Source organism: Mycobacterium sp. E3251 (assembly GCF_001666835.1).
GTDB lineage: Bacteria > Actinomycetota > Actinomycetes > Mycobacteriales > Mycobacteriaceae > Mycobacterium.
Genome location: NZ_LZJF01000107.1, coordinates 19,718 through 38,580, shown reverse-complemented (window position 1 = coordinate 38,580; position 18,863 = coordinate 19,718). Strand labels below are relative to the sequence as shown.

Sequence of the window (18,863 nt, the reverse complement as noted above, 5' to 3'; positions counted from 1 at the left end):
CGTTGCGGCTATTCCGGAACGTCTACATCCACGGGCGGCGGCGTCTCGAGCGGCAGCAGCACGATGAACCGGGTGTCGCCGGGGACCGATTCCACGCGCAGGTCCCCTCGATGCTTCTTGACGACGATGTTGAAGGCCAGATCCAGCCCCAGGCCGGTGCCCTCGCCGAACGGCTTGGTGGTGAAGAACGGCTCGAAGATGTGCTCACGCACCTCCTCGGGCACCCCGGGTCCGGTGTCGCAGATCTCGACGCGGGCCATGTTCTCGCCCTCCCGGCAGGTGCGGACGGTCAGCGTGCCGCCCTCCTCGCGCATCGCGGCGATGGCGTTGTCGATGATGTTGGTCCACACCTGATTGAGATCACCTGGGTAACAAGGGATTTCAGGAAGAGATTGGTCGAAGTCCTTGACCAGGGTGATCACCGGATTCTTGCCGGACTCCTTGCTCGGGTCCTTGGTCAACCGGTCGGCGAACATCACCAGCGTGCTGCGCAGCAACTCGTGCACGTTGGCCACCTGGAACGGGGCCCGATCAAGCTGCGAATACTGCTTGGCGTCGGCGACCAACGCCGAAATCCGTTTGCTCGCTTCCAAAACCTGGTTCATCAGCAGTTCGCTCTCGATGGTGTAGTTGATCCATCGGATCGCCTCCTCCAGCGAGGTCGACGCGAGTTCCTCGCTGACCGTGGAAATCCGCTCCAGCCAGTCGGTGTCGATGCCGCCTTCGACGAACGTCGGCGCGATGTCCCAACCGCCCTCGACGCCGTGGTCTTCCAGCCAGTCGCCGACGGCGTCCTCGCGGTCGGCGGTTTCCATCGCGCTCAGGTGCTCGGACGCCGACTTGGCGACCTGCTCGGCGACCTCCTGCTGCAGGTGGACCAGGGCGCTGAGCGCCTCGGGACTGACCGTGCCGTCGGCGAGCATCGCCAGCTTGCCCCGCATGCCGGCGACCCGGCCGCGCAGGTCGGCCGCCGCACGGGCGATGGCCGCCGCGGGGTTGTTCAGCTGATGCGTCAGCCCGGCCGACAACCGGCCCAGCGCCAACAGCTTCTCCCGGTTGTCGATGATCCGGCGCGTGCGGTCGGTGCCGACGGCGATGCCGTCGAGCAGGTGGACCGCCATCGGGAATTGGTCCTTCATGAACCTGGCGAACACCGGCGCGTCCATCACGAAGAACCGCGACGGCTTGGTCACGTGCACCGAGGCGTCGTAGCTCTTCTGCTTCCCGCCGGTGAACGCCCGCCACGCCCCGCAATACACGCCGCGCTGCGAGGTGCGGTTGGTTTCGATGTCCTGGCCGCCGGAGAGCTTGGACATCATCAGCTCGCCCTCGATCAGGACGTAGAAGCAGGTCGCCGGCTCGCCCTCGACGCAGATCGGGCCCGGTTCGTAGTTCTCGATGTGCCCGTTGGCGCACAACACCGCCAGCTGCTCGTCGGTGAGGGCCTCGAACAGGAACAGGCTGCGCAGCTCGTCGGGCTCGCACGGCGTCTTCGCGGTCACGATTCCGCCAGGTAGCGGTGCACCAGCATCACGGCCATCGACCCCTCGCCGACGGCGGCCGCGACCCGCTTGGCGGACTCGGCCCGCACGTCGCCGGTGGCGAATACGCCCGGCACGCTCGTCTCGAGGTGGTGGGGCGGGCGGTCCAACGTCCAGCCGCAGACGTTGCGCAGGTCCGGCCCGGTCAGGACGAAGCCGTGGTTGTCGCGCGCGAGCACCCCGTCCAGCCACTCGGTGCGCGGCGCGGCGCCGATGAAGATGAACATCCGGGCGCAGGTGACGTCCTCGGTGTCTCCGGTCCGGTTGTCGACCAGGGTCAGCCGCTCCAGGTGGTCGTCCCCGACGGCGCGGCGCACCTCGGTGCAGGTGCGCACCGTGATGTTGGGTCGTTGCTGGATCTGCTGGATGAGGTAGTAGGACATCGAGGCGTCCAGCGACGGCGCCCGCACCACGATGGTCACCGACTTGGCCTCGCGGGAAAGGTACATCGCGGCCTGGCCGGCCGAGTTGGCCCCGCCGACGACGTAGACCTCCTCGCCGGCGCATTCCGACGCGATCGACACGGCGGCCCCGTAGTAGACGCCGCGGCCGGTCAGCTCGCCGCAGCCCTCCGCCGGCAGCTGGCGGTAGGCGACTCCGGTGGCCAGGATGACGGCGTGCGCGTCGATCGATCCGCCGTCGGAGAACCGCACGGTGCGCTTGGGGCCGTTGACCTCGAGCGCCGTGGCGGTGCGGGCGGTGATGAGTTCGGCGCCGAACTTCTCGGCCTGCCTGCGGGCCCGGTCGGCCAGCTGGCCGCCGGACACCCCGTCGGGGAAGCCCAGGTAGTTCTCGATGCGTGAGCTCTGGCCGGCCTGGCCGCCCGTCGCGGTGCGTTCGATGAGCACCGTGCGCAGCCCCTCGGAGGCGCCGTACACGGCGGCGGCCAGGCCCGCCGGCCCGCCGCCGATGACGATCAGGTCGTAGAACTCCTGCGACGGCGTGGTGGTCAGGCCCAGGGTGTCCGCCAGCTGCGCGTCGGTGGGCTCGACCAGGGTGTCGCCGCGTTCGGTGACGACGACGGGCAGCCGCAGGCCGTCCTCGCCTGCGGCCTTCAGCAGCCGCTCGCCGTCGGGGTCGTCGGCCATGAACCACGAGTAGTGCAGCCCGTTGCGGGCCAGAAAGTCGCGCACCTGCCAGGACCGCTCCGACCAGCGGTGCCCGATCACCTTGGTGTGCGGGATGGGATGTTCGGGTGCCGCACGCCAGGCGTCCAGCAGCGCGTCGATGACGGGGTAGAACTTCTCCTGCGGCGGATCCCACGGCTTGAGCAGGTAGTGGTCCAGGTCGACGACGTTGATCGCGTCGATGGCGGCGTGGGTGTCGGCGTAGGCGGTCAACAGCACGCGGCGCGCCGCGGGGTACAGATCCATCGCCTGCTCGAGGAATTCGATGCCGCTCATCTGCGGCATCCGGTAGTCGGCGATCAGCACCGCGACCGTCTCACCCCGCAGCTTGAGCTCCTTGAGCGTGTCCAGGGCGTCGGGGCCCGACTCCGCGCGCACGATCCGGTGCCGGTCTCCGTATTGGCGACGCAGGTCGCGGGCGACCGCGCGGGAAACCGATGGATCGTCGTCGACGGTCAACAGGACCGGCTTGCGAGGCTGAACTGATGGGGTTGCGGGGCTCGCGGGACTCGTCATCGGGATTAAGTATGCCCTCGTCAGGGCCCCGGCGGCAGGTCGAGGAGGCGGATAATCGGCGGCCCGGATTTCGCCGCCAGCGATTTTGGGTCAGGGCGCTGACCAGGTATCGTGGGACAACGGTGCGTCATCCGCGCCGACTTTTTGCGTGCCCTGTCTTAGGAACTTCCTGGAATTTCCTGCCCTTGGCTCACGTTTCTAGTCGGGCGAATGCTGCGCCGATATGGGCGCACACAAGGATACGAAACCAAAGACGAGGATTGCTGAAAAGTTATGGCCAAGAAGGACGGTGCCATAGAGGTCGAGGGCCGCGTGGTCGAGCCCCTGCCCAATGCGATGTTCCGCATTGAGCTGGAGAACGGTCACAAGGTGCTCGCCCACATCAGCGGCAAGATGCGGCAGCACTACATCCGCATCCTGCCCGAGGACCGGGTGGTGGTGGAGCTGTCTCCCTACGACCTGTCCCGGGGCCGCATCGTGTACCGGTACAAGTAAGCCCGAATTCCGACAACGAGAAAGAACAGGATCGAACAGCCGTGAAGGTGAACCCGAGCGTCAAGCCAATCTGTGACAAGTGCAGGGTGATCCGTCGGCATGGGCGGGTCATGGTGATCTGCTCCGATCCGCGTCACAAGCAGCGCCAGGGCTAGTGGCGATCGCAAGCGCGGCGTAGCCGGGCGCAGCGGGTCGCCACGATCCATCGAGCGCGGCCTTGCCGAAACACAACTGAATGCAGACCTCCCAGCACCACTGAGCGGCTCGCATCTTTAGAGATGGGCCAGCTCATCCACGCCCGGACGGAGGCCGGGCCCCGCGAAGCGGGAACGGGCTGGGAAAAGACCTCCGCCGAGAAAAAGAGGAAACGCCACCTATGGCTCGACTAGTAGGCGTCGATCTGCCGCGCGACAAGCGGATGGAGATCGCGCTGACCTATATCTTCGGCGTCGGCCGCACCCGGTCGAACGAGATCCTGGCAGCTACGGGGATCGATAAGGACCTGCGCACCAGGGACCTGACCGACGACCAGCTGACCCACCTGCGTGACTACATCGAAGCGAACCTCAAGGTTGAGGGTGACCTGCGCCGCGAGGTGCAGGCCGACATTCGCCGCAAGATCGAGATCGGCTGCTACCAGGGCCTGCGGCACCGCCGCGGCCTGCCGGTGCGCGGCCAGCGGACCAAGACCAATGCGCGCACCCGCAAGGGCCCCAAGCGCACCATCGCAGGCAAGAAGAAGGCCAGGTAATCGCCCATGCCACCAGCCAAGAAGGCAGCCTCTGCGCCCAAGAAGGGGCAGAAGACCCGCAAGCGGGAAAAGAAGAACATCCCGCACGGTGCCGCGCACATCAAGAGCACGTTCAACAACACGATCGTGAGCATCACCGACCCGCAGGGCAACGTCATCGCCTGGGCGTCGTCGGGTCACGTCGGCTTCAAGGGCTCGCGGAAATCGACCCCGTTCGCCGCGCAGCTCGCCGCCGAGAACGCCGCGCGCAAGGCGCAGGAGCACGGCGTGCGCAAGGTCGACGTGTTCGTCAAGGGCCCGGGTTCGGGCCGGGAGACGGCGATCCGCTCGCTGCAGGCCGCGGGCCTCGAGGTCGGCGCGATCTCCGACGTCACCCCGCAGCCCCACAACGGCTGCCGTCCGCCCAAGCGCAGAAGGGTCTAGGAAGACAATCATGGCTCGTTACACCGGACCCATCACCCGCAAGTCGCGCCGGCTGCGCACCGACCTGATCGGTGGCGACCAGGCCTTCGAGAAGCGTCCCTACCCGCCCGGCCAGCACGGCCGCGCGCGGATCAAGGAGAGCGAATACCTGCAGCAGCTGCAGGAGAAGCAGAAGGCCCGCTTCACCTACGGCGTCATGGAGAAGCAGTTCCGCCGCTACTACGAAGAGGCCACCCGGCAGCCCGGCAAGACGGGTGAGGAGCTGCTCAAGATCCTGGAAAGCCGGCTGGACAACGTCGTGTACCGCGCCGGGCTGGCCCGCACGCGCCGGATGGCCCGCCAGCTGGTGAGCCACGGCCACTTCAGCGTCAACGGCGTGCACGTCAACGTCCCCAGCTACCGGGTGTCGCAGTACGACATCATCGACGTGCGGGACGGCTCGCTGAACACGGTGCCGTTCCAGATCGCGCGGGAGACGGCGGGCGACCGGCCGATCCCGAGCTGGTTACAGGTGGTGGGGGAGCGCCAGCGCATCCTCATCCACCAGCTGCCCGAGCGGGCGCAGATCGACGTGCCGCTCGCCGAGCAGCTGATCGTCGAGTTCTACTCGAAGTAACGGACTTTCGAGCCGCCCGGCTCGAAGCCCCCAACGGCATCAAATAGCGGGTGCCGAGAAGGAGAAGAAGAAACAAATGCTGATTTCTCAGCGACCCACACTGTCGGAGGAAGTCCTCACCGACAGCCGCTCGCAGTTCGTCATCGAGCCCCTGGAGCCCGGATTCGGTTACACCCTGGGCAATTCGCTGCGCCGGACGCTGCTGTCGTCGATTCCCGGCGCGGCCGTCACCAGCATCCGCATCGACGGCGTGCTGCACGAGTTCACCACCGTCGCCGGGGTGAAGGAAGACGTCACCGCGATCATCCTGAACCTCAAGGGCCTGGTCGTCTCCTCCGAGGAGGACGAGCCGGTCACCATGTACCTGCGCAAGCAGGGCCCGGGCGCGGTCACCGCGGGTGACATCGTCCCGCCCGCCGGTGTCACGGTGCACAACCCCGAGATGCACATCGCGACGCTGAACGACAAGGGCAAGCTCGAGGTCGAGCTCGTCGTCGAGCGTGGCCGCGGTTACGTCCCGGCGGTGCAGAACCGGGCCTCCGGCGCCGAAATCGGCCGCATCCCAGTCGATTCCATCTACTCGCCGGTGCTCAAGGTGACCTATAAGGTCGACGCGACCCGTGTCGAGCAGCGCACCGACTTCGACAAGCTGATCCTGGACGTCGAGACCAAGAGCTCGATCACCCCGCGCGACGCGCTGGCGTCGGCCGGTAAGACGCTGGTCGAATTGTTCGGCCTGGCACGCGAACTCAACGTCGAGGCCGAGGGCATCGAGATCGGGCCGTCGCCGGCCGAGGCCGACCACATCGCCTCGTTCGCGCTGCCGATCGACGACCTGGACCTGACGGTGCGCTCGTACAACTGCCTCAAGCGCGAGGGTGTGCACACCGTCGGCGAGCTGGTGAGCCGCACCGAGTCCGACCTGCTCGACATCCGCAACTTCGGTCAGAAGTCCATCGACGAGGTGAAGGTCAAGCTGCACCAGCTGGGCCTGTCGCTCAAGGACAGCCCGCCGAGCTTCGACCCGTCGCAGGTCGCGGGCTACGACGTGGCCACGGGCACGTGGTCCACCGAGGGCGCGTACGACGACCAGGACTACGCGGAAACCGAACAGCTGTAATTGACGTCCGTCCCGGCCCTACCTGATACGGGGGCCGGCCCCCAATGAGGAGATAGTGCAATGCCCAAGCCCACCAAGGGCCCCCGCCTCGGCGGGTCGTCTTCGCACCAGAAGGCCCTGCTGGCCAACCTGGCGACGTCGCTGTTCGAGCACAACCAGATCAAGACGACCGAGCCGAAGGCGCGCGCGCTGCGTCCGTACGCGGAGAAGCTGATCACGCACGCGAAAAAGGGCACGTTGCACAACCGTCGCGAGGTGATGAAGAAGATCCGCGACAAGGACGTCGTGCACAAGCTGTTCGACGAGATCGGGCCGTTCTTCGCCGACCGCAACGGCGGTTACACCCGCATCATCAAGGTCGAGCCGCGCAAGGGCGACAATGCCCCGATGGCGGTGATCCAGCTGGTGCTGGAGAAGACGGTGACCTCGGAGGCCGACCGGGCGCGCCGGGCCAAGACGCCCAAGAAGGCTCCGGTTGCGGCGGCGGCGGCACCTCAGGCGGCGGTCGAGCCTGAGGAAGCCGTCGGCCCGACGGCCGAAGAGGTGACCGAGCCGGCCGAGACGTCGGAAGCCGGCGAGGCCACCGAGTCCGGCGAGGCCACCGAAGCCCAGGCCAAGGCCGAGGAGAAGGCCGACAAGGCCGTCGCCGCGAGGGCCGAGGCCGAGAAGGCCGCCGAGGCCGACGAGGCTGACGAGAGTTAACGACGCCGTCCGTCTGCGGCTCGACATCGCCTATGACGGGACGGAATTCGCTGGCTGGGCACCCCAGTCCGGCCAGCGCACCGTCGCCGGAGTGCTCGACGAGGCGCTGACGACGGTCTTCCGTGCGCCGATGCGGCTGCGGGCGGCCGGGCGCACCGACACCGGGGTGCACGCCACCGGTCAGGTGGCACACGTCGACGTGCCGCCGGCCGCGCTGCCGCACGCCTACTCGCGCTCGTCACGCGCCGGGGAGGCGGAATTCGAGCCACTGGTGCGCCGGCTCGGCCGGTTCCTGCCCACCGATGTGCGGGTGCTCGACATCACCCGTGCCCCAACGGGTTTCGACGCCCGATTCTCGGCGCTGCGGCGCCACTACACCTACCGGCTGTCGACGGCGCCCTACGGGGTGGAGCCACAGCAGGCCCGCTACATCACCGCCTGGCCGCGCCCCCTGGACGTGGACGCGATGGCCGACGCGTCGCGAGAGCTGCTGGGGCTGCACGACTTTGCCGGATTCTGCCGGCACCGGCCCAACGCCACCACGATCCGCGACCTGCAGCGCCTGGAGTGGTCGCGCGACGGGCACCTGATCACCGCGCACGTCAGCGCCGACGCGTTCTGCTGGCAGATGGTGCGCTCGTTGGTGGGGGCGCTGCTGGCCGTGGGCGAGCACCGGCGCCCGGCGTCATGGTGTCGCGAATTGCTCACCGCCACAAGCCGTTCCAGCGACTTCGCGGCCGCGCCGGCGCACGGACTGACGCTGGCGAGCGTCGACTACCCGCCCGATGACCAGCTGGAGGCGCGCAACCTGGTCACCCGGGACCTGCGCACCCGCTAAACCTTGGCCGCGACGAAACTGGCCGCCTGGTTGGTCAATCCGGGCACGTAGCTCAGGTGCGAGGCCCACCGGGTGCCGCCCGAGCAGATCGGGTCGCCCGGGTTGCACAGGTCGATGGTCTTGCCGGCGAATTCCGGGGTCAGGGCATTCATCAGCCCGCCCGCCCGGCTGGACGGATTCCCGAACAGGGCAACGGCGGCGACGTGATCGGCGGCGGTGGCCGGCAGTGGCTGGCGGAAACCCAGGCCGGGCAACGGTGCGGCCGTGACGATGTCGACGACGGCGGCCCCCTGGGAGTAGCCGCCGAGCACCAGCTTGGTGTTGGGGCAGTTGCCCGCCATCTGCTGGATGTGGTTGCTGGCGTCGTTGGCGCCGTCCGCGGCGGCCAGGAAGTCCTTGTTGGCCGGGTAGTTCACCCCATACGCGCCAACGCTTTTAGAAGTCTGCTGGCGCAGCGAGTTGACGAACGCCCCGCCGACCTTGCCGACGCCGGGCGGTTCGTCGGTTCCGCGGGCGAACACCACCTCAACGCCGGGGCAGGAGGCAAAGGCCTGCGGAAGCAGTTGGGGAGCAACCACTATCGCGGCGCCGGCGAGGAGGCCGGCGCCCAGCGTCAGTGGAATGAGCCGCACCCCACGATGTTAGGGGCGCGTTGATCTCGCGCCGGTAACGATTCAGACGAGAGGTGCTTGCGGAGTAACCGTGCTCGGGGTGGCCGGCGCGGGTGCCGGACCGGTTCCACCGTGGATGGAGGGCGGCGACCCGGGCGGGGTCTCCTGCCCGTAGACCGGCGACGGCTGGCCGCCGGGCTGGGTCGGAACGGGGCCCAGCGGCGGCCCGAATCCGGGAACCGATTGACCGGTGCCGGCCAGTAACTTGCTCGCGACGAACGCCGCGGCCTGGGTGGTGTAGACGGGAACGTAACCCTCGGTGTGCCCGGTCCACTCGTTGCCCTGACCCGCGTGGCAGATCGGGTCTTGCGGGTTGCACAGGTCGATCGCCTTGGAGCCCAGCAGCGCGCTCTGGGTGGGCAGGGTGCCGCCGGCGCGGTCGGCTATGTCGCCGAAGGTGGCGACCGCCGCGATGTTGGGGGCGTATTGCGCCGGCAGCGAGTTGCCCCAGCTGATGCCGCCGATGGGCACGCCGGCCACGATGTCCATCACCGACGCGCCCTGGGAGTAGCCGCCCAGCACGATCTTGGTGTTCGGGCAGGTCTCCACGCTCTTCTTGACGCGGTCGATGGTGTCGTTGGCGCCGTCACCGCCGTGCAGCTGCAGCTTGCTGGCGGCGTAGTTCACGCCGTAGGGCAGGATGTTCAGGTTCGTCTGCTTGCGCAGCGAGTCCACGAAGGCGTCGCCGACGCGGCCCAGGCCGGGCGGCTCGTTGGTGCCGCGGGCGAAGATGACCTCGACGTCCGGGCAGTCGAAGGCGGAGGCTGTTGGCGCCGCGGCGGGGGACAGCAGCAGGCCAGAGGCTGTGACCAGTGCAGAGGCCCCGAGCCCGAGGCAGCGACCCACGCGGTGAGAAAACACGCCGTAACTTTACCTACCCTAAGCACGGTTCGAAAGTTCGCTGACCTGTGGATCGATTAAGCGTCTCCGCGGACGGGCGCTCTACCGTATGCGCAACGACTACGCAGGTTGGGGGAATCAGTGCCGCGTCAGCCGACCGCGTGGCTGCACATCAGCGGCTACCGATTCCTGCTGCGTCGAGTGGAGTGCGCGTTGCTGGGCGGGGACGTCCGCACTCTCAGCGCCGGCTCGCGCGCGCAGACCGCGGCGCTGACGATCGGGTGCGTGCTGGCGGCGATCGCCGTCGCGGGGGCTGCGTTCCTTGCTTTGCTGCGGCCGCGGGTGGCGCTCGATGGCGCGCAACTGGCGATGGGGCAAGAATCCGGAGCGCTGTACGTACGGGTGGGCGATACCTGGCACCCGGTCATGAACCTCGCGTCGGCCCGGTTGATCGCGGCGGTGGCGGCGAACCCCCGGCCGGTGCGCGAAGCAGACCTGGCCCGCGCCAAACGCGGCCCGCTGCTGGGTATCCCGGGTGCGCCACAGTTCATTGGTGATCCGTTGTCCGCGGACGAAGCGGCCTGGACGATCTGCGACGCCGACGGCGCGACGACGGTCGTCGTGGGACGCACCGAGGACGCGGCGGCAGCACCCCTCAACACCGGGTGGGCGGCACTGGTCGCGCCACCCGAGGGTTCGCCAACCTACCTGCTCTACGACGGGAAGCGGGCCGTAGTGGACGTCGCCGACGCAGGGGTCGTGCGCGCGCTTCGGCTGGAAGGCCGCAAACCGCGACTCGTCTCGCCGGCGTTGCTGAAGGCCGTCCCCGAGGCACCATCGATCAGGACACCCCTCATCCGGGCTGCGGGCGGCAACGCGTCCGCGCTCCCGGGCTTCCCGGTAGGAAGTGTGGTGCGCATCACACGGTCAGGGGGTGACGAGTATTACGCGGTGGTCGCTGCCGGTGTGCAGCGGATCGGAGAGGTGGCCGCCGACCTCTTGCGTTTCAGCAACTCCGAGGGCACTGCGAACGCAGTCACGGTGGCGCCCGATGCGATTCGCGCCGCTCCGATCGTCGACGCGCTGCCGGTGGCCGGCTTCCCCGACCGGCCTCCCACTCTGTCGGACGGCAGCGCCTTGTGCGTCTCGTGGCAGCCCGCGCCGCACGGCCAATCGGCCGTCAGGTTTCTGGTCGGCGGTCGGCTGCCGATACCGGCCGGTCAGGTACCGGCGATGTTGTCCCAGGCCGATGGCCCCGGCCCCGCGCTGGACGCCGTGTACATGCCGCCCGGCCGAAGCGCATACGTGCGAGTCGGCACGCGGTACCTGGTCACCGACAGCGGCGTGAGGTTCGCGATCCACGACGACGACGCCGCGCATGATCTCGGGCTACCGGCGGCTAACCCGGCGCCGTGGCCCGTACTGGGCACCCTTCCGGCCGGGTCGGAGCTGAGCAGAGAGAAGGCGTCAATCGCCCGTGACTCTTTCGCGGGGATGCCGTAGTCGCCGCCTGGCCACACCGGCGGCCAGCGCGACCCCCAGCGCGGCGAGACAGAGGGCGACTCCGCGCAATGCGGTGTTCCGCGCGTGGGCGCTCTGCGGTGCGGGTGGTGGTGACGCGGCGATCGGCGCGGGGGCCGGCGTAGACGTGGGTCCCGGTGGACCGGTGTCGGTGCTGACTGCCGCCAGCGCGTCGATGGCGCCGTTGCCCACGAGCGGGTCCCAACCGGAGGACGGGTGATGCGCTGTCGACTCGATGCGCTGCATCACTTGCCGCGCGGTCAACACCGGGAACCGCGCCCGGATCAGCGCGGCCAGCCCGCTGACCACGGGCGCGGCATAACTGGTGCCGGACACCGGTTTCGACCCGAGTGGTGTTACCGCCTCGCCGAGAGCCGCTATGTCCACCCAGGGCCCTGCAAGGGTGAAGCCCGACGGCGCACCTTCAGGATTCACCGAACCGACGGTCAGGACGAAGTCGTCGTACCACGCCGGGCTGACCGCAACCGTGGCGGTCTCCCAGGTGGCATCCGAGCGCTGGGGAGGGCACTGCGCGGCTCCGCCGGTGTTGCCGGCCGCGGCCACGACGACGGCATTCTTGACGTCGACGGCGTAGGCCAGCGCGGCGCCCAGCGCGCGATCGTCGAGCGCCGCCGCGACCGGAACGCAGGCCACCGAGGAAATGTTGATCACCGACGCGCCGAGATCGGCGGCGGTGCGGACGGCTTTCGCCATGGTGTCGACGTCGCCAACGCCTCCGCGGGAGCGGTCGCTCGCAGGGGAGAACTTTCCGCTGGACTGGCGAATGCTGATCACGGTGGCTTCGGGGGCAATGCCAGCTGAGCCTGAATCCGCTGTCGCAGCGATGATTCCGGCGACCAGGGTGCCGTGCGCATCACAATCCTGTGTCCCGTCGCCGCCGGACACATAATCCCCGCCCGGCACCACATCGGCTAGCAGGCGATGCCGCGAGACACCGGTGTCGATGACCGCGACCCGTTGTCCGGTGCCGCGAGTGAGCTGCCAGACCCGCGGCAGGTCGAGGAGGTCCGTTAGCCGGCTAGGCGCCGATCCCGTCGTCATCGTCGCGCAAACCTCGCGTTGCACCGTCGGCCGCGGGGGCGCCGGTCGTGCGGGCTTCGGTAACCACCTGTCGTCGACCTGAGGTGGCGGAACTGCTTGCGCCGGCGGCAGTCCCAGCATTGTCATCCACACCAGCGCGGACACCGACAGGAGGCGGACGGCGGGCGACGGCCTCACTTGAGGTTCAATCCCCGGACGGCGTCATAGAGCCCGCATATCCAACAAGCCAATGGGACCAACGCAACCAGCGCCAGCCACTCCAACGCATCGAAGCTTCGGCGCGCAAGCGGCGAGAGCGACATCGCCGGAGCGGCGAATCCGAGGTAAAGCGCCGCGGCGCTCAGTGTTGCCGCCCCGGCGGCGACCCACGGCCCGTGCCCGGTTGTGCCCAAGACGGCGACGGCGAAAGTCGTCCCAACCACCGACATTCCCGCGATCGCGAACGTTTGCACCCTCGTGCCGGCACCGGAACGCGCACGTAGCAGCAGCAATCCGCCGGTGATCGTGCCGAACGCCATGCAGGACTGGCGTGTTGCACCGGCCAGAACGGTGACGACGGCGCCGACCGCCGCCGAGGCCGAAAACCCCGCAAGCAGGCTCGACAACCAGGCGTCGGCGCGGAGCGCTTGCGCCGTCAGGCAGGCCCGGCTTGCTTCGGCCTCGTCCAAGTCCGAGGGCGGCGACAGTTGAGGCGATAACCCCGCCAACACGATTGACACCCGCGCCGCGGCCCCGAGCAGGCCGAGCGACACCAGCGCGGCGCCCGCGCCCAGGGCCTCCGGCGGGGCGGCGGTCATCACCCCCACCAGTGCGGCCACGGCGACGACCGTCGTGACGCACGATACGGCGGTCAAAGTGACCGCGCCGCAACCCGATGCGCGCATCGCCACCACGCAGGTGACCGTGGCCGCTGTCGCGGCCAGCAATACATTGCAGACGCCAGGCGCGCCCGGCACCGCCAGGAAACCGGCGACCGCTGCAAACGCGGTGGCCATCGCGTTCAGCGCCAGCCCGGCGACCGCATTCCGGCCGGCCCGGTGCACCACCACGGCGGACAGCAGGGCGACCAGGCCCGCGCCTGCCGCCACGCCCACCGTCGTGTGAATCTCGTGGCCGGGGTTGCCGCTGAGCGCATTTCGGACGAGCGCCAGCACGCCGATCGCTGTCGAGCAGCTCGCCGCGACCGTACCGGTGCGCTGGGCCGCCAGCCGCCGTAGGGCATCCGTCCCCGGTTCCGGAGGCGACGTCAGCGCCTCCGCCACGGCCTCCGCGACGTCGTGGTGACGAGCGCCGGGTGGCGGGACGGGCTGCCGGCTCAGTAGGAGAACGGCGCCGTCGGCAATATTGTTCTGCGCCAACGTCTTCGACGGGTCCAGAACGGAGGATCCGGGGAGTGACAGGTGGTAGCGCTTGGCGGTCGGATCGTCGTCGTCGCGGACCTCGAGGAAGTCGACGATCGACGGGGTCAGGATGGCGATGGGAATCTCGGCCGGTAACGACAGGTCGGCGACGGTGGCGCCGGAATGAATCGACACCCGGCGCAGCCCTGGATCAGTCCCTTGCAACGGTGACCCCTTCAGTCAGATTGCCGCGAACATAGCCAGGTTTCGGCCACCGGGTTTCTGGCTGTCCACAGGTGACTTGTCGTGGCTTTCGGTGCTGCCTACGGTCGCGCAAGGGGAGGGGGCAAGATGACCCAAGCTTTCGTGCCCGTGGCGCGGCGCCGGCCACCGGAAGTAGCGACAGCGGACCTCGTTGTCGATCCGCCGCCCGGCCCGCCGTCTGCGTCAGCGCCGGGCCTGCTGCGCCTGTTGCCAGTAGTGCTGGCCGTGGCCGGAATGAGTGTTGTGGCGGCGGCATTCGGGTCAGGGCTGGGCGGGAGCCGCACCCCCATGGTCCTGGCGTTCCCGATGATGATGCTGGCCTCGTCGGTGGTGACAGCTCTGGCCGGGCGCGGGCGGCGCCAGGGCGGCGGCATCGAAGCCGAACGCCTCCGCTACCTCGGGTACCTCAGTCAGCTGCGCTCAACCATCGCCGAAACCGCTGCCGCACAGCGCTCCTCACTGACATGGAATCGGCCCGACCCCGACACGCTGTGGACACTGATCGGCGGCCCCCGAATGTGGGAGCGGCGAGGGACCGACCCCGACTTCTGCCTGGTCCGAGTCGGTACCGGGCCCCTTCCTCTGGCCACCCGGCTGGTAGCCCCGCCGACCAGCGAGCCTGCCGACCCGGTCACCACCACCGCCCTGCAACGCTTCCTGCGGACGCATTCCGCGATCGTCGGGCCGGTCGCGATCGCCTTGCGTGGACTCCCGCGTGTGACGATCGACGGAGATGTGACGGCGGCGCGGGAGACGCTGCGGGCGATGATCTGCCAGCTTGCCGTCTTGCACCCTCCCGATCAGTTGCTGATCGTCGCCGCAATCAGCGACCGGAACCTTCGGCACTGGGAGTGGCTGAAATGGCTGCCGCACAACCAACACCCGACCGCGGCCGATGGGTTGGGCGCTGTGCGGATGGTGTATCGGAATGTGCGGGATGCGCGAAGCGCGCTCACCGGCGCGCGGTCGGCGCACGCGGTGGTGATCACCGACCTGAACGGCAGCGTCGACGAGTTCGCGGGTGCGACCGTCGTCGAAATCGGCGGCGGCCGCGATGGCGCACCGGTGACCATTAGCCCGCTAGGTGAATCTCAGACGCTGACGGACCCCGACCGGTTGGGCCCCCTGGATGCGCTGGTATGTGCCCGCCGGTTGGCGATGTACCGGGCTGGCAACGGCCTTCGCGGTGACAACGGCGTGGCTTGGACGAGCCTGGTCGGCATCGACGAGGTGGGCCGTTTCGATCCGATCGCTTTGTGGCACAGCCAAGACCACCGCGATCGACTCTGCGTCCCGATCGGATCCCGGGCTGACGGCACCCGGTTGGAGCTGGATATCAAAGAGGCCGCCGAAAACGGCATGGGTCCACACGGGCTGTGCATCGGCGCCACGGGATCGGGCAAGTCCGAGCTATTGCGCACGATCGCGCTGGGGATGATCGCGCGAAACCCTCCCGATGTGCTCAATCTGCTGCTCGTCGACTTCAAGGGCGGGGCAACGTTTCTCGATTACGCGCGGGCGCCACACGTGGCCGCGGTCATCACGAATCTTGACGACGATGCGCCGCTGGTGGCCCGGATGCGTGATGCCTTGGCCGGTGAAATGAATCGTCGGCAAAGACTGTTGCGCGCGTCGGGCCGAGTCAGCGCCGCGGAGTACGAACGTGCGCGCGGGGAGGGCGCCGCATCGACGGCCCTGCCCACCTTGTTCATCATTGTCGACGAGTTTTCCGAGTTGCTGAGCCAACATCCGGATTTCGCCGACCTGTTCGTGGCGATCGGACGGCTGGGCCGGTCGTTGGGCATGCATCTGCTGCTGGCTAGCCAACGACTCGATGAGGGGCGGCTGCGCGGGCTGGACGCCCACCTGTCCTATCGGCTCTGTTTGAAGACACTGTCAGCCGGTGAATCACGGGCGGTGCTGGGAACTCTCGATGCCCATCAACTGCCGAATACTCCTGGGGTGGGTTACCTGCGCACGAGCGACGGGGAGCTGACCCGATTCCATGCCGCGTACGTCTCGGGACCGCCGCCGGGCGGTACGCCGGTCGCGACGCCCGCGTCCGCGCCGTCCGTGCGCGCGTTCGGGACACAGAGGGTCGGCGCGATCATTCATGCGGTCGAGACCGGTGGGTCGGCCGAGCGCACGGTGCTGCACGCGGTCCTGGACCGGTTGTCCGGCCACGGACCGCCAGCACACCAAGTCTGGCTGCCGCCGCTTGGCCCGGCGCCGGCGTTGCGCACCGTGCTTCGCGACGCTTCTCTCGAGTCGGCAGCCCTGACCGTTCCGCTCGGCATCGTCGACAGGCCCTTCGAGCAGTCCCGAACACCGCTGATGGTCGATTTGCGCGGAGCCGCAGGCAATGTGGCGGTCGTGGGCGCGCCGCAGTCGGGCAAGTCGACGGCTCTGTGCACGCTGATCACGGCTTTGGCGGCCACACACGACCCGCGGCAGGTGCAGTTCTACTGCCTGGACTTCGGCGGCGGGGCGCTGAGGTCGACGCGGACAATCCAGCATGTCGGTGCGGTCGCCGGCCGGGCCGAACAGCGACTCGTCGCGCGGATCGTGGCCGAGTGCGAGTCGGTCATCCGTTCACGGGAGGCCATCTTCAATGAGCACGGGATCGGGTCGATGGCGGAATACCGGCAGCTGCGGGCGCAGCACAAGCTGCCCGACACCGATACTTTCGGGGACGTCTTCCTTCTGGTCGACGGCTGGGCGACCCTACGTGAGGAATTCGGCACACTGGAGGCATCGATCACCGCCATTGCGATGCAAGGACTTTCGTTCGGCGTGCACGTGGTGTTGTCGGCGTCGCGGTGGGCCGAGATCAGGCCCGCATTGCGGGACCAGATCGGCACCCGCATCGAGCTGAGGTTGGGTGATCCGGCCGATTCCGAGGTGGACCGAAAAGCGGCCCAACACGTGCCCCGGGGCGCACCGGGTCGCGGTCTTTCCAGCGACGGGTCGCACATGATCATCGCCTTGCCCCTGGCCGAGATCGCTCGCACTGAATTTCGTGCGCCCCCAATACTCCTGCTGCCCAGGATGATATCGCGCGAGGCCGTCGTAGCCCGGGCGGGAGGCCCCATCGTCCTGGGCATCGATGAGCATCGGCTGCAGCCGGTGCTGTGTGAATTCGACCGGCACGCTCATCTTCTCGTGCTCGGCGACAAGGGCTGCGGTAAGACCGCGACACTCCGGACGCTGTGCCGCGAGTTGGTCCGGACCAAGACCCACGCGCAGGCCCACCTCGTGATCGTCGATTTTCGGCGCTCACTGCTCAGTGTGGTCGAATCCGATCATCTCGGGGGATACGCGATGTCGCCGGGCACGGTGACCGGAATGCTGCCAGACCTGCTCGACCTGTTGCGGCGCCGAATGCCCCCGGCCGACGCGAGCCAGGCCCAATTGCGAACCGGGTCCTGGTGGTCTGGGCCCGACATCTACCTCGTCGTCGACGATTACGATCTGGTCGCCGGCGCAGCAGGCAATCCGCTGGCGCCGATTGTCGAATACCTGCCTTTTGCAAGGGATCTAGGGTTGCATCTGGTCATGGCACGACGCAGCGGCGGGGCGGAGCGCGCGTTATTCGAGCCCCTGCTGGCGGCCGTACGTGACCACGGCTGCACGACGCTGATGATGAGCGGATCCCCCGGTGAGCACGCGCCGTTCGGGTCCGCTCGCCCCGCGCGATTGCCGCCCGGCCGTGGTGTCCTGCACACCAGCGCGGGCGACGAACAGCTCGTCCAGGTGGCATGGAGTCAGCCGTGAACGCACATCGCAGCGTCATCGAAGTAGGTCCCGGCACGGTCCGCCGGTTGTGTTGCGGGGCAAGCGCGGTCACTGAGGACGAGAGGTACGAGATCATCGGGGCGGCGCTCGGCGCGATAGACGATCAGGTCACGTTGGTGGGCGAGCGCCCGGTCGCCGTCGCTTCGCTATGGAGGGATGCGCTGCGATCGGTGGCCTGTGCGTGCGGTGAGGGCATCGTCGTGGTGTATCCGTCCGGGTGGTCGTCGTCGCGCGTCGGGGTGGTGAGCGCCGCGGCGGCCACCGTCTTCGGTGGGGTGCTGGCGCGGCCCCGGTCGTGGTTGCTGAGGCGGGCTGCCGGTGCCGATACGGAATCGACGGTGGTCGTGGAGATCACCGAACGGATGGTGGTGATCGGTGGCGCAGAAGCCGTCGCCATACCGCGTCGGCCGCAACCGCGTCCTGTCGCCGACGAGGTGGCGGCCGTCCTCGCGGGCATGCCCGCGGCCACCGTCCTCGTCGACACGCCGGGGACCGTCGCCGGCGCGGCGCCCCTTGCGGCGTCGATCGCTGATGCGGCGCGCGGCAACGGAAAGGCGGTGGTGTTAATCGACGATGCCCGGCTGGCCGGGTTGGCCCGATCCGTGGCGTCCGAATCCGACGAGCCGACTGAGCCACTCCGACCCGGCGCTCGTGTCCGACCGAGCGCGCGGGCACTGAGCGGTCTCGGCGCGGCCACCATGGTGCTTGCCGCGGCGGCCCCGGCGGTCGTCACCGTGAGCCGGCACAGCACCGTGACCCCGCCGCCGGTAGCAGCCGTGCCGACAACATTCCTGGTGGAAGGCCGGGTCGCCCTTACGGTGCCCGCGGATTGGCCCGCTCAACGGGTGGTCTCCGGGGCGGGTTCGGCCCGGGTGCAGCTGACTTCCCCATCCGATCCGCAAGTGGCGCTCCACGTTACTCAGTCACCGGTCGCGGGCGAGACCTTGAGTGGCACCGCCGAGCGGTTGAAACGCGCGATCGACGCCGAGCCCGCGGGTGTGTTTGTCGACTTCAATCCCTCGGGGACCAGCGCCGGCAGGACGGCGGTGACCTACCGCGAGATCCGCGCCGGCCATCACGTGTGGTGGACGGTGCTGCTGGACGGGCCGGTCCGGATCAGCCTCGGATGCCAGAGCCGGCCCGCGATGGAAGAGACCGTCCGCATGGTCTGCGAGCAGGCGGTGCGGTCCGCCCACGCCATCGGATGAAGTGCGAATCGAGTGGAACCAAATGCGCGTCGC

Annotated in this window: 17 protein-coding genes; 11 read left to right on the top strand and 6 right to left on the bottom strand. The window is 68.6% G+C overall.

Annotation, left to right across the window (positions count from 1 at the left end; all coding sequences use genetic code 11):
• Window positions 1-8: 8 nt before the first annotated feature.
• Both A5697_RS13295 and A5697_RS13290 read right to left on the bottom strand, forming a co-directional pair.
• A complete protein-coding gene (locus A5697_RS13295; RefSeq protein WP_068010865.1) occupies window positions 9-1,502 on the bottom strand; it encodes an ATP-binding protein in 1,494 nt (497 codons plus the stop codon).
• Window positions 1,499-3,184: an FAD-dependent oxidoreductase gene (locus A5697_RS13290; RefSeq protein ID WP_068010863.1), complete on the bottom strand. Its 1,686-nt coding sequence runs from the start codon at window positions 3,182-3,184 to the stop codon at window positions 1,499-1,501. Before A5697_RS13290 ends, A5697_RS13295 begins: the two co-directional genes overlap by 4 nt.
• Before the next feature lie 273 nt (window positions 3,185-3,457).
• Between A5697_RS13290 and infA the strand changes: the two genes are divergently transcribed.
• The 8 genes from infA to truA all read left to right on the top strand — a co-directional run bounded on the left by infA (window position 3,458) and on the right by truA (window position 8,129).
• Entirely contained in the window at window positions 3,458-3,679 is a 222-nt protein-coding gene (gene infA / locus A5697_RS13285) for a translation initiation factor IF-1 (RefSeq protein WP_003418601.1), read from the top strand.
• Window positions 3,680-3,720: 41 nt separating this feature from the next.
• Window positions 3,721-3,834 carry a 50S ribosomal protein L36 gene (gene rpmJ / locus A5697_RS27195; RefSeq protein ID WP_003879483.1) on the top strand — a complete coding sequence of 38 codons (114 nt, stop codon included), beginning with the start codon at window positions 3,721-3,723 and terminating at the stop codon, window positions 3,832-3,834.
• 221 nt (window positions 3,835-4,055) lie between these two features.
• Entirely contained in the window at window positions 4,056-4,430 is a 375-nt protein-coding gene (gene rpsM, locus A5697_RS13280) for a 30S ribosomal protein S13 (RefSeq protein WP_007167900.1), read from the top strand.
• A gap of 6 nt (window positions 4,431-4,436) precedes the next feature.
• Entirely contained in the window at window positions 4,437-4,853 is a 417-nt protein-coding gene (rpsK, locus tag A5697_RS13275) for a 30S ribosomal protein S11 (protein WP_046182344.1), read from the top strand.
• Window positions 4,854-4,863: 10 nt separating this feature from the next.
• Window positions 4,864-5,469 carry a 30S ribosomal protein S4 gene (gene rpsD / locus A5697_RS13270; RefSeq protein ID WP_067950708.1) on the top strand — a complete coding sequence of 202 codons (606 nt, stop codon included), beginning with the start codon at window positions 4,864-4,866 and terminating at the stop codon, window positions 5,467-5,469.
• A gap of 76 nt (window positions 5,470-5,545) precedes the next feature.
• Entirely contained in the window at window positions 5,546-6,589 is a 1,044-nt protein-coding gene (locus A5697_RS13265) for a DNA-directed RNA polymerase subunit alpha (protein ID WP_067950710.1), read from the top strand.
• Window positions 6,590-6,649: 60 nt separating this feature from the next.
• Window positions 6,650-7,291 carry a 50S ribosomal protein L17 gene (gene rplQ, locus A5697_RS13260; RefSeq protein ID WP_068010861.1) on the top strand — a complete coding sequence of 214 codons (642 nt, stop codon included), beginning with the start codon at window positions 6,650-6,652 and terminating at the stop codon, window positions 7,289-7,291.
• Window positions 7,278-8,129 carry a tRNA pseudouridine(38-40) synthase TruA gene (gene truA / locus A5697_RS13255; protein WP_082953376.1) on the top strand — a complete coding sequence of 284 codons (852 nt, stop codon included), beginning with the start codon at window positions 7,278-7,280 and terminating at the stop codon, window positions 8,127-8,129. The genes rplQ and truA overlap by 14 nt, the downstream gene beginning before the upstream one ends.
• Here truA and A5697_RS13250 read toward each other — a convergent pair.
• Window positions 8,126-8,746, bottom strand: coding sequence for a cutinase family protein (locus A5697_RS13250; protein WP_067950750.1), 621 nt, complete (start codon window positions 8,744-8,746; stop codon window positions 8,126-8,128). The two genes, truA and A5697_RS13250, sit on opposite strands and share 4 nt — an antisense overlap.
• A 57-nt stretch (window positions 8,747-8,803) precedes the next feature.
• Entirely contained in the window at window positions 8,804-9,661 is an 858-nt protein-coding gene (locus A5697_RS13245) for a cutinase family protein (RefSeq protein ID WP_068010859.1), read from the bottom strand.
• A gap of 120 nt (window positions 9,662-9,781) precedes the next feature.
• Between A5697_RS13245 and eccB the strand changes: the two genes are divergently transcribed.
• Window positions 9,782-11,143, top strand: coding sequence for a type VII secretion protein EccB (gene eccB / locus A5697_RS13240; protein ID WP_068010857.1), 1,362 nt, complete (start codon window positions 9,782-9,784; stop codon window positions 11,141-11,143).
• Here eccB and mycP read toward each other — a convergent pair.
• Together mycP and eccD are read right to left on the bottom strand one after the other, a co-directional pair.
• Window positions 11,108-12,349 carry a type VII secretion-associated serine protease mycosin gene (mycP, locus tag A5697_RS13235; RefSeq protein WP_068010925.1) on the bottom strand — a complete coding sequence of 414 codons (1,242 nt, stop codon included), beginning with the start codon at window positions 12,347-12,349 and terminating at the stop codon, window positions 11,108-11,110. The genes eccB and mycP overlap by 36 nt on opposite strands.
• A gap of 47 nt (window positions 12,350-12,396) precedes the next feature.
• A complete protein-coding gene (gene eccD, locus A5697_RS13230; protein WP_304442483.1) occupies window positions 12,397-13,758 on the bottom strand; it encodes a type VII secretion integral membrane protein EccD in 1,362 nt (453 codons plus the stop codon).
• A gap of 156 nt (window positions 13,759-13,914) precedes the next feature.
• Here eccD and eccCa point away from each other — a divergent pair, with 156 nt between their 5' ends.
• Both eccCa and A5697_RS13220 read left to right on the top strand, forming a co-directional pair.
• Window positions 13,915-17,601: a type VII secretion protein EccCa gene (gene eccCa / locus A5697_RS13225; protein WP_068010855.1), complete on the top strand. Its 3,687-nt coding sequence runs from the start codon at window positions 13,915-13,917 to the stop codon at window positions 17,599-17,601.
• The gene (locus tag A5697_RS13220) at window positions 17,598-18,830 is read left to right on the top strand and encodes a type VII secretion-associated protein (RefSeq protein WP_068010853.1); all 1,233 of its coding nucleotides are present in this window, start codon (window positions 17,598-17,600) and stop codon (window positions 18,828-18,830) included. The genes eccCa and A5697_RS13220 overlap by 4 nt, the downstream gene beginning before the upstream one ends.
• The last annotated feature ends 33 nt before the right edge of the window (window positions 18,831-18,863 follow it).